The organism is Zongyangia hominis (assembly GCF_014385095.1).
Lineage (GTDB): Bacteria > Bacillota > Clostridia > Oscillospirales > Ruminococcaceae > Zongyangia > Zongyangia hominis.
Genome location: NZ_JACRTC010000001.1, coordinates 430,931 through 450,500 on the forward strand (window position 1 = coordinate 430,931; position 19,570 = coordinate 450,500).

13 protein-coding genes are annotated in these 19,570 nt (G+C 52.6%); 11 read left to right on the forward strand and 2 right to left on the reverse strand.

The window, feature by feature from the left end; translation table 11 throughout:
- The first annotated feature begins 22 nt into the window (after positions 1-22).
- The 11 genes from H8709_RS01885 (at position 23) to H8709_RS01935 (ending at position 16,826) form a co-directional block, all read left to right on the forward strand.
- On the forward strand, positions 23-2,608 hold the full coding sequence (locus H8709_RS01885; RefSeq protein ID WP_262396671.1) for an EAL domain-containing protein: 2,586 nt from the start codon (positions 23-25) through the stop codon (positions 2,606-2,608).
- Entirely contained in the window at positions 2,596-6,207 is a 3,612-nt protein-coding gene (locus H8709_RS01890; protein WP_392391640.1) for a response regulator, read from the forward strand. Before H8709_RS01885 ends, H8709_RS01890 begins: the two co-directional genes overlap by 13 nt.
- A 3-nt stretch (positions 6,208-6,210) precedes the next feature.
- On the forward strand, positions 6,211-6,582 hold the full coding sequence (locus H8709_RS01895) for an Hpt domain-containing protein (RefSeq protein WP_262396672.1): 372 nt from the start codon (positions 6,211-6,213) through the stop codon (positions 6,580-6,582).
- Positions 6,582-11,225: a hybrid sensor histidine kinase/response regulator gene (locus H8709_RS01900; protein ID WP_316248735.1), complete on the forward strand. Its 4,644-nt coding sequence runs from the start codon at positions 6,582-6,584 to the stop codon at positions 11,223-11,225. The genes H8709_RS01895 and H8709_RS01900 overlap by 1 nt, the downstream gene beginning before the upstream one ends.
- 205 nt (positions 11,226-11,430) lie before the next feature.
- Entirely contained in the window at positions 11,431-12,561 is a 1,131-nt protein-coding gene (gene tgt, locus H8709_RS01905; RefSeq protein ID WP_262396673.1) for a tRNA guanosine(34) transglycosylase Tgt, read from the forward strand.
- A 101-nt stretch (positions 12,562-12,662) separates the two neighbouring features.
- A complete protein-coding gene (gene yajC / locus H8709_RS01910) occupies positions 12,663-12,977 on the forward strand; it encodes a preprotein translocase subunit YajC (RefSeq protein ID WP_262396674.1) in 315 nt (104 codons plus the stop codon).
- Between the two features lie 92 nt (positions 12,978-13,069).
- A complete protein-coding gene (locus H8709_RS01915) occupies positions 13,070-13,495 on the forward strand; it encodes a TIGR04086 family membrane protein (protein WP_262396675.1) in 426 nt (141 codons plus the stop codon).
- 66 nt (positions 13,496-13,561) lie between these two features.
- Positions 13,562-13,702 (forward strand): six-cysteine ranthipeptide SCIFF, encoded by a 141-nt coding sequence (gene scfA / locus H8709_RS01920; RefSeq protein WP_262396676.1) that lies wholly within the window; start codon positions 13,562-13,564, stop codon positions 13,700-13,702.
- A gap of 86 nt (positions 13,703-13,788) precedes the next feature.
- Positions 13,789-15,144: a thioether cross-link-forming SCIFF peptide maturase gene (scfB, locus tag H8709_RS01925; protein ID WP_262396677.1), complete on the forward strand. Its 1,356-nt coding sequence runs from the start codon at positions 13,789-13,791 to the stop codon at positions 15,142-15,144.
- Positions 15,145-15,195: 51 nt separating this feature from the next.
- The gene (gene proC, locus H8709_RS01930) at positions 15,196-16,002 is read left to right on the forward strand and encodes a pyrroline-5-carboxylate reductase (RefSeq protein WP_262396678.1); all 807 of its coding nucleotides are present in this window, start codon (positions 15,196-15,198) and stop codon (positions 16,000-16,002) included.
- 149 nt (positions 16,003-16,151) lie between these two features.
- Positions 16,152-16,826 (forward strand): stage II sporulation protein M, encoded by a 675-nt coding sequence (locus H8709_RS01935; protein WP_262396679.1) that lies wholly within the window; start codon positions 16,152-16,154, stop codon positions 16,824-16,826.
- Positions 16,827-16,993: 167 nt separating this feature from the next.
- Here H8709_RS01935 and H8709_RS01940 read toward each other — a convergent pair whose 3' ends face one another.
- Together H8709_RS01940 and H8709_RS01945 are read right to left on the reverse strand one after the other, a co-directional pair.
- A complete protein-coding gene (locus H8709_RS01940; RefSeq protein WP_262396680.1) occupies positions 16,994-17,974 on the reverse strand; it encodes a tyrosine recombinase XerC in 981 nt (326 codons plus the stop codon).
- A gap of 400 nt (positions 17,975-18,374) precedes the next feature.
- Complete coding sequence (locus tag H8709_RS01945) at positions 18,375-19,559, reverse strand: ABC transporter permease (RefSeq protein ID WP_262396681.1); 1,185 nt, start codon at positions 19,557-19,559, stop codon at positions 18,375-18,377.
- Positions 19,560-19,570 lie beyond the last annotated feature (11 nt).

Consider the following 19,570-nt stretch of genomic DNA (forward strand, 5'->3'; position numbering starts at 1 on the left):
CGCGGATATGAGGGGTGAAGCTATGCTTTCACAAAGAAAAATACTGGTTGTCGAAGATAATGTGATCAATCGGACCATGCTGTGTGAGATTTTGTCGGGCCAGTATCAGGTGTTGCAGGCGGAAAATGGACAGGCGGCCCTGTCGGTACTCAAAGAAAATGGAGATCAAATTTCCCTGATCCTGTTGGATATCATGATGCCGATTATGGATGGATATACCTTTTTGTCCATTGTCAAGGCGGACAAGGCCCTCTCCGCGATCCCTGTCATCGTCACCACCCAAAGCGATGGAGAATCGGATGAAGTGGCCGCGCTTTCTCACGGAGCCTCCGATTTTGTGGCCAAGCCCTATAAACCCCAGGTGATTTTGCACCGGGTGGCCAGTATCATCAACCTGCGGGAGACTGCCGCAATGATGCATCAGGTCCAGTATGACCGGTTGACAGGCCTTTTTACCAAGGAATTCTTTTATCAACGGGTCAAAGAGATCTTATTGCGCAACCCCAACCGCTCCTATGACATCATCTGTTCCAACATTGATAATTTTAAGCTGATTAACGATATTTTCGGTATGCCGGCGGGCGATCAACTACTGCGCATTGTGGCGGAGCTCTACATAAAAAAGGTGGGCGATAAAGGAATTTGCGGACGCTTTAACGCGGATCAGTTTATCTGTCTATTGGAACATAGAGAAACATATACCGACAGCCTGTTTATCCAGGCCAGTGAGCAGATCAACTCCCTCTCCAGCGCCAAAAACATCATGATGAAATGGGGCATTTATGAGATCGTAGACAGGACCATTTCGGTGGAAAAGATGTGCGATAGGGCTCTGCTGGCGGCGCGGAGCATCAAAGGGCAGTACGGCAAATTTTGTGCCGCCTATGACGATGAGCTGCGCAGCAAACTCTTACAGGAGCAGGCCATCACCGACGGCATGGAGGCCGCCCTCAAAGAAGGCCAGTTTGAGATTTATCTGCAGCCCAAATACCGCATTAAAGACGATAAGCTGGCCGGTGCAGAAGCGCTGGTGCGCTGGAACCATCCAAAATGGGGGATGCAATCGCCAGGGCTGTTTATCCCGCTGTTTGAGCGAAACGGCTTTATCACCCAATTGGACCAATATGTTTGGAACCAGGCCTGCGCCACCTTGCGGGACTGGGACGACCGCGGCTTTGACCCGCTTTGCGTATCCGTCAACGTATCCCGGGCGGATATTTATAACACCGACCTGCCGGATTTCCTACTGGAAATGGTGCGGCGCCACGGGCTGAGTCCCGCAAGGCTACATTTGGAAATAACGGAAAGCGCCTATACGGAAAATCCCCATCAGCTCATTGAAACTGTGGCCCATCTGCGGGAGGTGGGATTCGTCATTGAAATGGATGACTTTGGGAGCGGGTATTCTTCCCTCAATATGCTCAATAATCTGCCCATTGATGTGCTCAAGCTGGATATGAAATTTATTCAGAGCGAGACGGCCAAACCGATTAACCAGGGAATTTTGCGTTTTATTATGAGTCTAGCCCGCTGGATGAACCTGAGCGTGGTGGCGGAAGGGGTGGAAAACCGCGATCAGCTGGAGCGGCTGCGGGAAATCGGCTGTGATTATGTCCAGGGGTATTACTTTGCAAGGCCAATGCCTTGCGGTCAATTTGAAGCCCTACTCCAGGAGCATGGGGCGTCTGTCCAGGAGGAATACCTACAAACCGAGCCACGGTACGACCAAGGGGCTCCGGTCCTTTTGGTGGCCGATGAGGATGCCGCCTACCGCGAACAGGTAAAACGGGTCTTTGAGGGACGGTACCAGGTGGTGGAAGCGCCCGACCAAAAGGCGGCGTGCCAGTGCTTCTCCGATTGCGGCCACCGGATGGCGGCGGTGATTTTGAGCATGACGCTGCCAGAGCAGGGCAGCATGACGGTGCTGGAAGCGATGATGAGGGAAAAACATTCCCGGCATATTCCCATCATTGCCACCGGCATACAGGATCCGCTTTTGGAAGAACAGGCCCTGGAGGCGGGCGCCGACGACTATGCCGCCAAGCCCCACCACCAAAAGAGCCTTTGGAAGCGGGTGCACCGCGCGATGGACCTGACGGCTTCCAGGGAGCGGGAGCGCCGCCTGCAAGATGAGGTCTACCGGGATTATTTGACGGGCCTGCTTAACAGGCGGGGGTTTGATTCGGTGATGGAAACCTTGCAACAGGAACATCTTCCCTTTGCCGTTATCCTTTTTGATATCAACCAACTCAAATACATCAATCATACCTTCGGCCACGACCAGGGGGACCGCCTGCTGATGCAATTTGGAGAGATCCTTCGCTCGAGCACCCGCGGCGGCGACATTCTCGCCCGTTATGGCAGCGATGAATTCGTGTTGGTGGTCAAACAGATGCGTAATGAAAACGCTGTCCTCGCAAAAGGTAGGGAGATTTGTCAGGCGTTTTTGAGCGGATGCAGACAAAATGCCATATCCGCGTCCTGTTCCGCCGGTATTGTCATCGCGGACGCGGGAACTGCCATGGATACGGTGATGAAACGGACAAGTTTGGCACTGACGCGCGCGAAGGCCAGCGGCCAAGGCGGCTGCTGTTTATGGAAGGAATGAACGGATTGATCAAAGAAAGAACCGCCAAAGAAACGCTGGAGGCCTTTTGCCGGGCTTGGTTCGCCGAGCGCAGCCGGGAGGAGACCCTGGGCTTTTTGTCGGAGGATGTGGGGTTTGTCGGCACCGGGGAAGAGGAATTTGCCAGAGGTAAAGAAGAAATGTCCCTTTATCTCGAAAGAGACATCCATGAGATTCCAGAGCCATTTTCATTTTCTCTTTCCAACCTCTACGAACAGCAAATTGCGAAGGATGTAGACAATATTTCCTCGGATTTGACGCTTAAAAACACGGCCTATACCTGGCGCTTGCGGGCCTTTTTTACCCTCGTGCGGGAAGAAGGGGATTGGCGGATCCGCAGCTTCCACTTCGCAGAAGCCAGCAGCACTCAGCGGCAAGGGGAGCATTATCCCCACACTTTGGTCATTGAAAATACGATGCGGCAGCGCCAGGAACTGCTCAACGATTCCATTCCCGGCGGCATGATGGGCGGATATTTAGAGAAAGACCTGCCCTTTTATTACATCAACCGGCGGATGCTGGATTATCTGGGCTATGAAGACGAGGCGGAGTTTGTGCAGGATGTGGGCGGTTTGCTTCGCAACTGCGTCCACCCCGAAGACTGGGCTGCGGTTGAAAGCGTCATTGACAGTGCGGCGGCGGATCCGGACAGCGGCGAATATATGGTGGAATACCGGATTAAAAAGAAGGACGGCTCTTACCTGTGGGTACAGGAAGTGGGACGAAAAACCGCCTCCAAAGATGGGCGCCCGGCCATCAATATCCTTTGCATCGACATCACGGCACAAAAGCAGGCCCAGGAAGAGGTCCTGCACATCTATAATAACATCCCCGGCGCGGTGTTTCGCTGCCGGTTTGACAGTGACTATTCCGTCATCGACGCCAACGACGGCCTGTTTGAATTTCTCGGCTACACCCGGGAAGAATTTGCGGCCATGGGCAACCGGATGTCTTCGGTTATCTATCCCGATGATTTTGTTGTGATGGCGGATATTCTGCGGGCACAGCTCAAAAATAGCAACACCATCCACAATGAAAACCGCTTAATTTGTAAGGATGGAGTGATTAAATGGATTTCCATCAAGGCCCAGCTGTTCACGGAAGCAGACGGGGAGGAATACTTTTACTGCGTATTTGTGGACATCACCGATGAAAAGCGCTTGCAGGAGCGCGGGAAAGAGATGTTTGAAAAGGAGCTTGCCTATTTTGCGGAGCTTTCTTCGGCGGAGGGGAGCATCCAGGGCCGCCTCAATGTGACTCAAGACCGCATGGAAAGCTATCTTTCCACTTCGGATGTGGCCATTGCTCAAGTGGGTGATTCCTACCGGGAGACCATTGAAAAACTGGCGTCCTCGGCTGTGGACGCAGTTTATGGACAGGAAATCCTACGGACTCTCAGCCGGGATGGGGTCTTGCGGGATTATACTGGGGGAAAGACGGACTACCATTTTGACTTTTTACGTAAACGCAATGACGGCAGCATTTTCTGGAGCAGTACAAGCTTTCGTACCTATCTCAACCCGGATTCTGGGGATATTATCGTCTTCTTTTATACCTTTGACGTCACCGAGCAGAAGATGAAGGAACTGCTGCTGTTAAAAATTACGGAATTAGACTACGATATTATTACGGAAATTGATATATTAAAGGACCGGCATCATCCGATTTCCATAAAGGAGAGCCAGAAAAGTACCATGATCCGCGAGGGCCCTTTCCAGCAGGAAATCCGCAATATTTCCGCCCGCTTTATGGACGGGGCCAACCAAGAGGAATATTTGGCCAAGCTTGACTATACGTATATGAGAAAGCAGCTCGACAAGAAAGACGCCTATAATTTTGTAGTAGAAATGAAGGATGAATACGGCAATCTTCGGGTCAAGCGCTTTCAGATTTTTTATATCAATCAAACTTTAGGGCGGGTTTGTATGGCCCGCACCGATGTGACAGATGTGGTACGGCAAGAACAGCGCCAAAAGGAGGAACTGGCCGCTGCCCTGGTTGCGGCGGAACAGGCAAACGCTGCAAAAACGGACTTTCTTTCCCGAATGAGCCACGAAATCCGCACGCCCATGAACGCCATCATCGGGATGAGCACCATTGCGGCCCAGTGCATCGGCGACGACGAACAGGTGACCGACTGTATCTCCAAAATCGGTATTTCCTCCCGTTTCCTGCTGAGTCTGATCAATGATATCCTGGATATGAGCCGGATTGAAAGCGGTAAAATGCTTTTAAAGAACGAAAAGATTCCCACCGAGGAGTTTTTGTGCGGGGTCAATTCTATCTGCTATGCCCAGGCAGCTTCTAAAAATGTGGAGTATGAGTGTATTGTCGACCCGGTGCTTGACGACTACTATATCGGCGACGCCATGAAGCTGCAGCAAGTGCTGATCAATATTTTGAGCAATGCCATCAAATTTACCCGCGAAGGCGGGAAAGTCACCTTCTCCGCGGCCCAGCGCAAAAAGACCAAAAATGACGCTGTGCTCCGTTTCATCGTCAATGATACCGGTGTGGGTATGAGCGAGGAATTCCTCCCCCACATTTTTGAACCCTTTTCCCAGGAGTCCACAGGTACCACCGCCCTCTACGGGGGGACCGGACTGGGGCTTGCCATCTCCAAAAATATTGTGGATATGATGGACGGCAAGATTACCGTACGTTCCATCAAGGATATCGGCACCGAGTTTACGGTGGATGTCAAGCTGGGCATCACCGAAGAGGAAAAATTCCGGCACCGCCAAAAGAAGATACAGCCAAAATTCGCTCATCTCAAAACCCTGGTGGTGGATGACGATGTGGCTGTCTGCGAAAGCGCTGTGGTGACCCTCCATGAAATGGGTGTGACGGCTGAATGGGTGGACAGCGGGCGCAAGGCCATAGAACGGGTGCAGGACCTTTGGGGGCAAAGCAAATACTACGACATGATTCTCATCGATTGGAAGATGCCTGGCATGGACGGCATCGAAACGGCCCGGCGCATCCGTGCCATTGTGGGGCCCGACGTCACCATCATCATCATGACCGCCTACGACTGGGTCGCCATCGAACACGAGGCCAAGCTGGCGGGGGTCAACCTGCTCATGAGTAAGCCCATGTTCAAATCCTCCCTGGTTTCGGCTTTTACTAAGGCCTTGGGAGAAAAGGAAGAACAGGCGCAGCGCATGGAATCAACCGAATACCATTTCGACGGCAGACGCGTGCTGCTTGTGGAGGACAATAAGATCAATACTGAAGTGGCGGCGATGCTCTTAGAAAGTAAGGGTTTTGCCGTGGATACCGCGGAAAACGGTCTGCGGGCTTTGGAGATGTTCAGCAAATCCGGGATCGGTTATTACGACGCAATTTTGATGGATATCCGGATGCCGCTGATGGACGGCCTGACGGCGGCCAACAACATCCGTCATTTGAGCAATGCCGACGCCAAGACCATTCCCATCATTGCCATGACGGCCAACGCCTTTGACGACGACATTGAAAAGAGCAAAGCGGCCGGCATGGATGCCCATCTGGCAAAACCGATTGAGCCCAAACGGCTTTATCAAACCCTGTATGATTTTATCTTTGGAAAGGAGGCATGAGAAATGAAGACTCTCAAAGAAGCGATGGAAGCCTATGGCGCGGACTATGGGGTAACTATGGCGAGATTTATGGGTAACGAAACGATGTATCTGAAATTTCTGGATATGCTCTTTCGGGACGACAACCTGCAAAAGTTGGGAGAGGCGCTCCAAAAGGGCGATCTAACCCGTGCTTTTGAAGCGGCCCACACCCTCAAAGGCGTGGTGGGCAATATGGGCCTGACGCCGCTGTTTCGGGCGGTATGCGCCATTGTGGAGCCTTTGCGGGCGGGTGAAGCGCGGGAAGACTATTCTGCCATGTACCAAGAGGTAGTTACAGAATTTGAAAAAGCCGATGAACTCCGCAGAAGTCTAAAAGAAGGAGAGCAGGCATAATGCAGGATATCCCTCTGTCGACCGATCAAATGGAATCTGTTTTGGACAACGCTCCGGTGGCGGTGATGGTCTGCGCGTTGGATAGCTTGGAGCTAATCTACGCCAACCGCCCGGCCCAGGAATTAATCGCGCTGAAATCCGACCACCCTTTGACCTGCTATCATGTCATGGGGTTTGCGCAGCCATGTCCATTTTGCAAGGTTGGACAGATGAACCGCTCCAGCTTTTATACCCGCGAACACTATATTCCAGAAAACGGGCACACCTACCAGCTCAGTGGAAAACTTATCGACTGGGGCGGCAGGAGCGCTCACATCGAGTATATTGCGGATATTACGGAAAAGAAAAGGCAGGAGGAATACTCTAAAGCCCTGGGGAAACAGTTGGAGGAAACCTTCAGCAGTATTCCTTGCGGCCTTTGCGTCTATGAAGTAAAGGGTGAAACTATTATCCCCTTGTTCCATAATCCCGCCTTTTTTGAAATCATGGGCTGCTCGGAGCAGCACATCCCCCAAGTCAAGCAGGAAATATGCTTCACCGGCGTCCATCCCCAAGATTTATTGCCGCTCCAGGAAAAGTTCCAGTCCCTCATCAAGCAGGGGGGCGTCATCTTTGACACTTTCCGCATGTGGAATGAACGGATGACCGAATACCGCTGGATCCGGCTGGAGGGGACCGTCTGCCAGCGAGAAAGCGGGAAACGGTATCTGTATGCCGTGTACAGCGATATCAGCGAACAGATGCGCTTAGAGCGGGAGCTTGCCAGCGCCAACAGCAAGATGGAGGATATCATTAACGCTATTCCCGGCGGTGTGGCAATCTATAAGGTCTCGGATATTTTTGAGACCAAGTATTTTTCCGACGGGGTGCCTGAGCTTTCCGGCTATACAGTGGAGGAATATCGGGAACTGACCAAACGGGATGCGTCGGAGTTTACATATCCAGCTGACACCGCCATGGTGGTGGGCAGGATTCACGACGCCGTAACAAATCACACGGTTGCCGATTTCGATTTTAGAAAGCTGCATCGGGACGGTCACATTGTATGGGTCCATGTCCAGGCCAAGCAAGTGGGAGAAGAGGACGGTTGTCCTCTGGTACAGTGCGTCTTCCACAACATTTCCGCGCTTAAGGAGACCCAGTTGGAACTGGATCATCTCATTAATTCCATTCCCGGCGGCATCGCCAGTTATTTGGTGGAGGGAGAACGTTTTATTCCCACCTTTTTCTCTGACGGCGTTATGGAACTTTCGGGCCACACGCGGAAGGAATATCAGGCGATGGTTTGCCGGAATGCGCTGGATATCATCTACGAACCGGACAGAGAACGGGTGCTTGCCCAGACGCTGGCCGCCCTTGCCAACGACGAGGTGTTGGACGTCTCCTACCGGATGCGTCACAAAAACGGAAAACTCATTTGGATCCATCTCAACGGCCGTCGGATGGGCCCTCCATCCGACCGCATGCGCTTTTATGCCGTCTTTACCGGCATGTCGGCGGAGACCCGCCTTTTTCAAAGTATCGCCAACGAAACGGCGGACGGCATCTATGTCATTGATAAAGAAAATTATGATTTACTCTATGCCAACGATTCGGAAAATCTTTTTATAAAGCAGCCGGACAGCATTGGTCAAAAATGCTATATGGCGCTGCACGGCAAAAGTGAACCGTGTGAATTTTGCACCTTAAAAACCCATGCTCCCGACGGGAAAGAGCACGCCATGCCTATAACGGGGAACCACCGCTTTTATACCACCCGTTTTCGGGAAACCGACTGGAATGGAATTCCGGCTTATGTCAAATATGTGCGCGATGTCACCGAAGAGGTGGAGACACGCAAGGAAAAGGAACGGCTCGAACAGTATTTCCAAACGGTTGTGAAAAACCTGCCGGGCGGCATCGCGGTAATCCGCTATGAAGACGACGGCACTATGACGCCCGAGTACCTCTCCGACGGTTTCGCGGCCTTGACCGGCATGTCGCTGGAAAAGGCGTGGGAGCTCTATTGCAAGGACGCCATGGCAGGGGTGCACCCCGACGACAAAAAGAAGGTGGACGAGCAGATGGCCGCCTACATTGCAAGCGGTATGACCCACTGTGAGATCGTCTACCGGTTGCAAGGGGGTGGCGGCTATGTCTGGGTGAAGAATACCCTCTCTTTGATTGAAAACGAAGGCGGGGAGCGCAGGGTCTATGCCGTATACCACGACATGACCAAGGAACGGGAGGAACAGGAGCGGATTCGCCAGCAGTATAAGGAAATGCTGTTGCAGCACTATCGGGCCCCTGACCCCAACGCCCTGGTCATCGGGCACTGTAATATAACGCAAAATCGGATTCTAGAAATCATTGACCACACGGATTCGGGGCTCTTGGAGACCTTCGGTTCGGTCCGTGAAGCCTTTTTCACGGGGCTGGCAAGTTTGATTGTGGATGATGCAGAGCGGCAGCAGTTTTTGGGCACCTACCTCAATGCGCCGGCCATGGCTGCCTTCCAGAGAAACGACACCGAGCAAATTATCAAATGTTTCGTTAAGTTACCCAAAGAAGAGCAGGGGCGCTATGTACAGTTTAAGGTGAATTTGGTGGAGACACCGGATACCGGTGATGTCACCGGTATTTTGACGGTGACCGACATCACCGAACAGGAAATCTCCGACCGGATTTTGCACAAGCTCTCTGTCACCAACTACGACTTTGTCATTGATCTCGATTTACAGCGGGACACCTTCAACGTCCTCACCTGTAATAACTGCTCGAGCTGTACGCCGCCGGAATGCGGCTGCCATTCCCAGCGGCTGGCCTTTATGTTGGAAGAGCGGGTCGTGCCAAAGGATAAGGAACAGTATGCCGCGGCCATGGATACAAAAGAAATGTACCGGCGCCTGACCCAGGGCCCCTATACATTTTCATTTTCCATCATTGATGAAAATGGGGATATCCGCACCAAAAACATGACGGTTTCCCCCATTGACATGCGGCTAGGACGCGTTTGTCTGGTGCGCACCGACATCACCGATTCGGTGCGGGAACAGCAGGGTCTGCTCAACATGATTGCTTACACTTTCGAACTGGCTGGTTTTATTGACATCAGTACCGGAAGCCTGACCATGTATACCCACCAGACCGTGCTGGAAAACCTAGCCCCCTTCATCATTGAGCACTATGACAATGCCATCGAGAGATTTGCCGAGTGCTATGGCGCAAGGGAAGACAGGGAAGAGGTCAACTGCCAGTTTAGGATGGAAACTATGGCCCAGCGGCTGAAAGAGCAACCGGCGGGTTATGATTTTGTGTTTCCCTATCAGTCCGAAGAAGGGCTCCTTTATAAACAAATCAACGTCCTTTGGGGCGACCAGAACCACCGGACCATTTGCTTGGTGCGGGCCGATGTCACCGACATGCTGGCAGCAGAGCGGCAGACGAAAAAAGCGCTGGAAAAGGCGCTCTCCCTCGCTGAGGAAGCAAACCAAGCCAAGAGCGATTTCCTTTCCGCCATGAGCCATGACATCCGCACCCCCATGAACGCCATTATGGGAATGACGGCGCTGGCGGTGGCCCACTTGGACGACCAGGAGCGGGTGGCCGACTGCCTGCAAAAAATTTCAGTTTCCTCCAAGCATTTGCTCAGCCTCATCAACGACATTCTGGACATGAGCAAGATTGAGCGCTCCAAGATCACGCTTAGCCGCATGAAAATTTCCCTTTCTGAGATGCTCCAACAAATATCCGCCATCATGTCGCCTCAGGCCAGGGCCTCCGGCGTCCACCTCGCCATACGTAAAAAGGATATCCGACATCCATACTTTTTCGGCGATTCCTTGCGTATTGATCAGATTCTCATCAACATTCTCTCCAACGCCGTGAAGTTTACGCCGGAGGGGGGCCAGGTAGATTTCCTGGTGGAGGAACTCCCGCCTGTCCAACATCCCCGCTGGGCCCGTTACCGGTTCACGGTCAAGGACAATGGCATCGGTATGCCCGATGATTTTCTGGTCCATATCTTTGAACCTTTTACCCGCAGCCGGGGCGCGACCCGCGTTGAGGGAACCGGGCTGGGGCTGAGTATCACCAAAGGGCTCGTGGACCTGATGGGCGGAGAAATTTCGGTGGAGAGCGAACCCCGCCAAGGAACCACCTTCCGAGTGGAACTGGAATGTGAATATGAGGGCGCTGACATAGAAGTGCGGCAGGAGGAAGCCTTTTCGTCTGCCAAGGGGGCGGAGTTGGAAACCCTCTTTGCCGGACGGCTGTTTTTGGTGGCGGAGGACAATGCCATCAATGCGGAAATACTCTGTGAGCTGCTTTCTATGTACGGGGCAAGCACAGTGGTAAAAACCGACGGCGCTCAGGCCGTGCAGGCCTTCCGTGAGTCGGCGCCGGGGACTTACGACGCCATTTTGATGGACATCCAGATGCCGGAGATGAACGGTTACGAATCGACACGGGTCATCCGGGCTATGGGCCGTCCCGACGCCAGGAAAATCCCCATTGTCGCCATGACGGCCAATGCTTTTGCCGAGGACATTCAGGCGTCTGTGGAAGCCGGTATGACCGCTCATGTGGCAAAGCCCATCGACGTGGATCTTCTACGTCTGACACTCAGCCGGGTGTTGGAATGCGATCGTACCAATGAAGGATGAGCGGTCAAGGAATATAGGTCCGGCGCCGTTGGGCGGCAGTCGCCTAGCGGTAGGCAGGAAGCGTTCCGGGCGAGAGAGGATTATCGAAATCAGACTGACGGTAGGAGAAACAAAGCAAATGGAGGGGAAGGGCTTGCTTTCTGAGGACGGCTTTGCTATACTGAACCGGTATGCGTTGTAATTATCAAGAGGAGGAAAATTCTCCATGTATCAGCTGATAAAAAAAGAAGGGAATGCCCGCCGCGGACAGTTTGCGACGGTCCATGGGACGGTGGAGACCCCGGCGTTTATGAACGTGGGGACGTCAGCGGCCATCAAGGGCGGCATTTCCTCCTACGATCTCGTCGACCTCAAATGCCAGGTGGAGCTTTGCAATACCTATCACCTTCACGTCCGCCCGGGGGATGATCTCATCCACGATATGGGAGGCCTCCACAAATTCATGGGCTGGCAGCGTCCCATCCTCACCGACAGCGGCGGCTTCCAGGTGTTTTCGCTCTCCACACTGCGCAAGATTCAGGAGGAAGGCGTCTATTTCCAGTCCCATGTGGACGGGAAGCGCATCTTCATGGGTCCGGAGGAGAGCATGCGCATCCAATCGAATCTGGCCTCCACCATCGCTATGGCCTTTGACGAGTGCATTGAGAACCCGTCGCCCCGGGAATATGTGGAAAAGTCCTGCGCCCGCACCACCCGGTGGCTTGTCCGGTGCAAAGAAGAGATGGCCCGTTGCAATGCCCGGCCCGACGCCATCAATCCCCACCAGATGCTCTTTGGCATCAACCAGGGCGGCACCTACGACGACATCCGCATTCAGCACATGAAGGACATCGCCCGGCTGGATCTGGACGGCTATGCCATCGGCGGGCTGGCCGTGGGAGAAACGGCGGAGGAGATGTACCGGATTATCAGCGCAGTGGAGCCCTTCATGCCCGTGGACAAGCCCCGGTATCTGATGGGGGTGGGGACTCCTATCAACATCATCGAGGCGGTGGACCGAGGCGTGGATCTCTTCGACTGCGTCATGCCCAGCCGCAACGCCCGCCACGGCCATATGTTCACTTGGGACGGCATCATCAATATCGCCAACAATAAATACGCCCGGGATGACACCCCGGTGGACCCCCACTGTTCCTGCCCGACCTGCCGGCGCCACTCCAGAGCCTACATCCGCCATCTGTTTAAATCCAATGAAATGCTGGGGATGCGCCTTGCGGTGATGCACAACCTTTGGTTCTATAATACCCTGATGGAAAAGATCCGCGAAGCCCTCGATGAAGGTAAATTTACGGAATTTCGGGATCATTATCTCCCAATATTGGGAAAACGCATTTAATTGTTAGGAAACCTTATTGCAACTGCTATTGGGTTTATGTTATAATTTTTGGTATCATATTCGGAGGTGCAAAACACATGCTTTTACAAACCGGGAATACCATGGCCACGATACTGTACCAGTTCGGCCCCATTGTTCTCATCATTGTTCTGATGTATTTCATTCTGATTCGTCCGCAGAAGAAGAAAGAAAAAGAAGTGCAGAGAATGCGCAGCAGCCTGGAAATCGGTGATGAGATCACCACCATCGGCGGCATTATCGGACGAGTGGTCAGCATGAAAGAAGATACCATCGTCATTGAGACCGGCAGCGACAGAAGTAAAATGAGACTGGCGCGCTGGGCCATCCAGACCAACAATACCCCCCACGAGGCGGAAGCCGCTCCTGCAAAGCCCGCGGAAAAGACGGAGAAATAAGAATTTCCTCTGCCTCTCGCGGCATATGCCCCTAGTTTGTCTCATACAATGGTGTTAGAACATCATCGTATGAGGAAAACAGGAGGGGCAAGATGAAACAGCGTAAATCAAGACATGAACAGCAAAACCAAGAGGAGAGCTTTGTCAAAACTTATCTCAAACCGGTGGGTATCGGTTTGGGCGTGGGAGTGGCGGTTCTCTTTGTATTGCTTCTCATTTTCTCTTTGATTATTTCCGCCAAGGATTTTCCCAGCGGATTGATTTTGCCGCTGAGCTTGTTTTGCCTGTCCGTCGGCGCTCTTGCCGCCGGATTTGTCAGCGCCAAGCTGGCGGGGGAGCATGGGCTTTTTTACGGCTTTTGCTGTGGACTCATTCTGAGCATTCTTATTTTGATCTGTACCATGATCACCGGGCAGAGTTACCTGTCCGTCACCGGTATCTATAAATTCCTATGCGCCATTATTTTTGCCAGCCTGGGCGGCATTTTCGGCGTCAACCAGCGCCGCAGAAGAAAATGATTGCCTGCGAGGGGAAAATATGGTATAATTTTGTCACAGATTATGAGTGATAGGAGAGACGTTTCCATGAAAAAACATGTCAAGACTTTAAATACCGCCAACCTCAAACAGTCTGCTGCCAAGGGCGGCTGCGGCGAGTGCCAGGCTTCCTGCCAGTCCGCCTGCAAGACCTCCTGCACGGTCGCCAACCAGAAGTGCGAGAAATAAGCAGACCTGCATACGAATCATGCGATGGATGAAGGGACAGTTTCTGTCCCTTCCTTTATGTTTACATTAATTTTGTGAGGGAAACCATGATACATCAGTATTACTTAAACGGCTATTACATTGTGCTCGATGTCCACAGCGGCGCGGTCCATGTGGTGGACGAGCTGTTTTATCGTATGTTGGAATTCTTGGAGCCTCCTTTGTCTAAGGAGTGCCCGGAATCCCTGTTTCCAGCCCTTCAGGACGCTTCCCGGGAGGAAATCGAAGAAACCTATGCCGAAATCTACGAGCTCTATCAGGCCGGCCAACTCTTCTCTGAGGACGACTATGAGCAGTTTCGGGATATGATGGTGTCCTCTCCCGTCAAGGCCATGTGCCTGCACATTGCCCACGACTGCAACCTGCGGTGCCAGTACTGCTTTGCTTCCACCGGCGACTTCGGCGCCGGACGGACGCTGATGCCGCTGGAGGTGGGGAAGAAGGCCATCGATTTTCTCATTGCAAACTCCGGCACAAGGCACAACCTGGAGCTTGACTTCTTTGGCGGAGAACCGCTGATGAACTTTGACGTGGTCAAAGAGGTGGTCAAATACGGACGCAGTCTGGAAAAAGAACACAACAAGCGCTTTCGTTTTACCATCACCACCAACGGCATGCTGCTCGACGATGACAAAATTGACTTTATCAATCGGGAAATGAGCAATGTGGTCCTCTCCATCGACGGGAGAAAAGAGGTAAACGACCGCATCCGTACCCGGGTGGACGGTAGCGGCTGTTACGACGCCATCCTGCCCAAATTCAAGCGTCTGGTGGAGAAGCGGGGCCATGACCAGTATTATGTCCGCGGCACCTTCACCAAATATAATCTGGACTTTGCCGAGGATGTGCTCCACTTCTATGAGCAGGGCTTCGACCAGATTTCCATCGAGCCGGTGGTCACCGACGCCGCCAATCCCTACGCCATTACGGAGGCGGACCTGCCCCAGGTCTTCCAGGAGTATGAGCGTTTGGCAAAGATCATTATCGACCACAAAAAAAATGGCAAGAGCTTTAACTTCTTCCACTTCATGATCGACTTGGACCAGGGACCTTGCGCCATTAAGAGGCTGCGGGGCTGCGGCTGCGGCAACGAGTATGTGGCGGTGACCCCCGACGGCGATATCTACCCCTGCCATCAGTTTGTGGGCATGGAGGAGTGGAAAATGGGCACCGTGGACACCGGTATCGAGGACACGGCGCGCAAGGAAAACTTTGCCAAGGCGAACATCTACGGCAAAGAAGAATGCAGAAACTGCTGGGCCAAATTCTATTGCAGTGGCGGTTGCAACGCCAACAACTTCCAGTATGCGGGCGATGTGTTAAAGCCCTATCATCTGGCCTGTGAAATGGAAAAGAAGCGCTTGGAATGCGCCATCATGATCAAAGCCGCGCTGGCGGAATAAAGTAACCAAACGCAGGAAAACGGGAGGGCCCACCAAGAGAAAGGTCGTACAATGAAACAGTTACATATCGGTTTTATCGGCGGCGGCAATATGGCCACCGCCATCATCCAGGGCATTGTGCTAAAAAAAATAGTTCCCAATGAAAATATCCACGTCTTCGACGTTTCCAAGGAGCGTTGTGATTACTTTAAAGCCCAGGGCCTCACCATCGAGGGGAGCGCCGTGGAGCTGGCGGAGAACTGCGACGACATCTTCCTGGCCGTCAAGCCCCAGATCATCGAAGGGGTGCTCCAAGAGCTTCACGGCCATGTCGACGAGCATCACGTGGTCGTTTCCATCGCCGCAGGCATCAGCGACACCTACATCAAAAAGATGCTGGGATTTGACTGCAAGGTGGTGCTGGTCATGCCCAACACCCCGCTGCTCATCGGCTACGGCGCGTCGGCGCTGGCCAAGATCGACCCGGTCACCGACGAGGAGTTTACTCTCATCAAAAATATCTTTGCCTCCGTGGGCGCCGCCGCTGTCATCGACAAGGAGAAGATGAACGAGATTATCCCCGTCAACGGCAGCAGCCCGGCCTTTATCTACCTGCTGGGTAAAATTGTCTCCGATTACGCCGAAACGCTGGGCATCGACAGGGAGACGGCCAATACCTTGTTCTGTAACACCCTCATCGGCTCCGCCCACATGATGTTGGAGACAGGGAAGAGCCACGACGAACTCATCCGCATGGTCTGTTCGCCCGGCGGCACCACCTTAAAGCTGATGGACACCTTGGAGAAAAAGGACTGGAAAGGAACGCTGGAGGAAGCGATGCGCCACTGTATCGACCGGGCGTATGAGCTGGGGCGCTGACAATTTAAGAGCGCCTAGCCCTTTGAAGAGGCGAGAGTTGGCCATGGAATGATCCGCATGGCACCAGCACTTCGTTAGCATAGTTGTCCCACTTTTCGCATAGGATGAAATAACCGGCAAAGAGTTTTCATGCGAAGGATGGGATCAAAATGGATCGATCAATTGTCACCCGGCGGATGCACAGTGTCCCGCCGCCAGCGGCCGCCGCTCCCAAGAAAAGTTTTGCGCAGACCTACGTGGTCCCCAATTTGTTCACCCTGCTTTTTGCAGTGGTCCTCATATTGGGCGTTGTCACCGGCAGCCTGCTCACCAAGTCCATCGACCTTGGCACCCTGTCCGACCTGGGGCTTGTCACGTTGGAGTTTATCAAGGTGAAGGTGGCACAGAGCTTTTGGCAAAACTTTGTTTTTTCCTTCACTTCCGGCTTTATTTACTTATTTGTACTTTTCCTGATGGGCTTTACCGCCATTTCCCAGCCGCTGATGTTGGGGGTGGTGTTCTTTAAAGGGCTGGGTCTGGGACTCTCCATGGGCTACGCTTACAGCACCATGGGGCAAAGCGGAATCCTGGCCTCCATGGTGTTTTTATTGCCCAACGCTTTGTTTATTTCTTTTGCCATTCTATGGGCGGCCAAAGAGTCCTTTAAATTGTCGGTTTTATTCTTTTGCCAACTCCTACCGAACCAATCAGAGTCGAGACTCGGAAAAATGGCAAAGAAATTGTGTGTAAAGTATATAAGCATTACAGCTTTTTATCTGGCAGGATGCGCACTGGAAGCGGGAATTATTTCCTTATTCGGACAGTTTTTTGCAAGTTTTGCTTGAGAGTTAAAAATAGCCGCAGAAGCGGCTATTTTTGCGCAAGAAGGGCGGATCGCAAGGCGCGGATGCCCTGCGCAATGTCTTTTATAGTGCATGGAGGTTAAGGCGCATGACACAGATGTCCCGCGCATCGTTATTGTTTGTGGAGCAATTATAATAAAAAGGGCCGCTTATTTGCGGCTCTTTTTTTGTACATGGGCAAGCGGCGAAGCGTCCGCGGCTTTTTTGAGCTGTTCGTTGGATACATGGGTGTAAATTTCGGTGGTGCCGATGTTTACGTGACCCAAAATTTCCTTGAGGGCCCGGATGTCCACATGACCGTGTTGGTACATCAACGTGGCCGCCGTGTGGCGCAGCTTATGGGCTGAATAGCCCATGCCGTCCAGACCGCATTTTTTGAGGTTTTCGGTGACGATCTGTTCGACGCGGCGCTTATTGATGCGGTTGCCGTTGCGGGAAATGAAAAGGGCCTGCCGGTCCTTGGGGGATTTACTGAGCCGTACCGGCAGATAGTCGTTGAGGGCGGCGACACAGGCGTCGTTGAGGTAGATGATCCGTTCCTTGTTGCCCTTGCCGGTGACCTTGATGCTGTCCTCCTTGATGTCACCCAAGTTGATGCCTACAAGTTCCGAAAGGCGCATGCCGCAATTTAAAAACAAGGTTAAAATGCAGTAATCCCGCTCCTTGTTGTCACCCTCCACCTGGGAAAGCAGCGTCACGCTTTCTTCCAGGCTCAGATATTTGGGCAGGCTTTTTTTGCTGTTGGGAACTTCCAACTCTTTAATGGGGTTATTTTCCAGTACATTCACTTTGGTGGTGAGATAATGAAAAAACACCTTGAGGCTGGAAGATTTCCGGCACCGGGTCCGGGCGTTATTTTGGCGGTCAGCGGATAGGAAATGCATGAATTCATATACATCGGAAAGGGTGACTGAGCGCAGGAGCGCGGCATCCACGTCGTCAATGTTAATCTCTTCCAGCGGTGTATTTTGGGGGACCAGATTCCGGTACCGCTTGAGAAAGCGGAAAAATAAGCGAAGGTCTACATAGTAGCCACTGATGGTGTTGGGAGAGCGACCCTTGATCGTCTCCATATAAAAGAGGAAGCTGCGTAGCAGCTCCGGGCAATCGTCATAAATTGAAGCGCTCATCGTTTTTCACTCCCAACAAATACAGTACAGTCAGCGCCATCGGATGCGAAGATGCGTATATAGCGATCGGATATAGCAGATAAAAGGACTCTGGTGATTCCAGTTGCCGCTGCCGCCGACTGTGATGAATCCCAGTATATCATATCCAGAAGATTTTGTCTCCCCTTAATTTCGCTAAATTTTTATTTAGCGAAATAGTCTGGATTTTTTAATGAGGGCCCCTCTCACGGAGTCTCCATAGAAAAATGAGAAAAATGCCACGGGAACTCTCTGTGTCCCGTGGCACTGAATTTTGTTTTATATTGTTAGACGTCTTAAGCATTTGCAGTCTGCATGACGTTGACAGATTTTATACTGTCTGTCACTTTACGCATGGACCAGTGGTGCCGTCTTACTAGATCTATTCGTTACGCAGTGCTTCCACCGGCTTTAAGTTGGCCGCCTTGGATGCCGGATACACGCCGAAGACGACGCCAATGCCCACGGAAAATCCGATGCAGGTGAGTATCAGTTCCGGCCGCACCACCAAATCCATCCCCACCAAAAAACACCCCATCATGGCGACACCCAGCCCCACAGCGGTGCCAATAAGGCTGCCCAGCAGTGAAATTGTCATGGTCTCGATCAAAAATTCGATCATGATGTTGCGGCGGCTGGCGCCGATGGCCTTCTTAATGCCGATTTCCCGGGTGCGCTCGGTCACTGAGGACATCATGACGGTCATGATGCCAAGGCCCGCCACCACCAGTGAAATGCCCGCGATTACCGACAATACTCCTGTTATGATGGAGAGCAAATTGCTCAGCTGTTCCTTTTGCTGGGAAATATTTTCGCTTTTATAGGTGCCGGTGGTGTCCGTCTGTTGGTTGAGCACGGCCACCAGCTCGTCACCGACTGCGTCGGCATCGTAGTCCTCCTGGACTTTGATGGCAATGCGGTCGAAGCTTGCCTTCCCTGTCAATCGGCTGAGGCTGGAGTAAGGAACATATAAAAAAGACGGGATGTAATTGCCCACCATCCCCTGGAGAATATTGCCGCCGGAGGACACCACGCCCACCACTTCAAAGGACTCCCAGCTCCCGCCGATGTTGAGTTTGACCTTCTTCCCCACAATATTGCTGCGATGATAAGAAGCTTGCGCCACCGATTCGTCCACCACACAGACGTTGGCGGAGGTGGCGATATCAAAGCGGTTGATGAGCCGGCCGTGGATGGGCGTCAAAGAGATCACCTGCTTGGCGCCGGCGTCGATGCCCCAGATGAGGGATTGGGTGGGCTCCGGGCCGATTTGGATACTAGAATATTGCATGACGATGGGAACGGCGCTGCTCACCCCTTCGTAGGACTTAATTTCCTGGAGTTGGGCGTCGCCGAGCTTGGCGGTGTCCTTATTTTCCGGAAGAATGGAGACGCCGTCGATGCCAAGGCCGCTGAGCTCCGTTTCGATGGCGTCCTTCCCCACATTGCCGATGGTGGAAATGAGGACGAAGGACGCGACGCTGATACAGATGGCCAGGATAGTCAGAAAGCTGCGGAATTTCTTCCGGCTCAAGTTCTTCACACTGGCAATCATTAAATCGAACATTCGTTTTCCCC

Excerpts from the sequence above, each read along its gene's own strand:
- H8709_RS01885 (WP_262396671.1), top strand. The coding sequence starts at position 23 with ATGCTTTCACAAAGAAAAATACTGGTTGTCGAAGATAATGTGATCAAT.
- H8709_RS01890 (WP_392391640.1), top strand. The coding sequence starts at position 2,596 with ATGGAAGGAATGAACGGATTGATCAAAGAAAGAACCGCCAAAGAAACG.
- H8709_RS01895 (WP_262396672.1), top strand. The coding sequence starts at position 6,211 with ATGAAGACTCTCAAAGAAGCGATGGAAGCCTATGGCGCGGACTATGGG.
- H8709_RS01900 (WP_316248735.1), top strand. The coding sequence starts at position 6,582 with ATGCAGGATATCCCTCTGTCGACCGATCAAATGGAATCTGTTTTGGAC.
- tgt (WP_262396673.1), top strand. The coding sequence starts at position 11,431 with ATGTATCAGCTGATAAAAAAAGAAGGGAATGCCCGCCGCGGACAGTTT.
- yajC (WP_262396674.1), top strand. The coding sequence starts at position 12,663 with ATGGCCACGATACTGTACCAGTTCGGCCCCATTGTTCTCATCATTGTT.
- H8709_RS01915 (WP_262396675.1), top strand. The coding sequence starts at position 13,070 with ATGAAACAGCGTAAATCAAGACATGAACAGCAAAACCAAGAGGAGAGC.
- scfA (WP_262396676.1), top strand. The coding sequence starts at position 13,562 with ATGAAAAAACATGTCAAGACTTTAAATACCGCCAACCTCAAACAGTCT.
- scfB (WP_262396677.1), top strand. The coding sequence starts at position 13,789 with ATGATACATCAGTATTACTTAAACGGCTATTACATTGTGCTCGATGTC.
- proC (WP_262396678.1), top strand. The coding sequence starts at position 15,196 with ATGAAACAGTTACATATCGGTTTTATCGGCGGCGGCAATATGGCCACC.
- H8709_RS01935 (WP_262396679.1), top strand. The coding sequence starts at position 16,152 with ATGGATCGATCAATTGTCACCCGGCGGATGCACAGTGTCCCGCCGCCA.
- H8709_RS01940 (WP_262396680.1), bottom strand. The coding sequence starts at position 17,974 with ATGAGCGCTTCAATTTATGACGATTGCCCGGAGCTGCTACGCAGCTTC.
- H8709_RS01945 (WP_262396681.1), bottom strand. The coding sequence starts at position 19,559 with ATGTTCGATTTAATGATTGCCAGTGTGAAGAACTTGAGCCGGAAGAAA.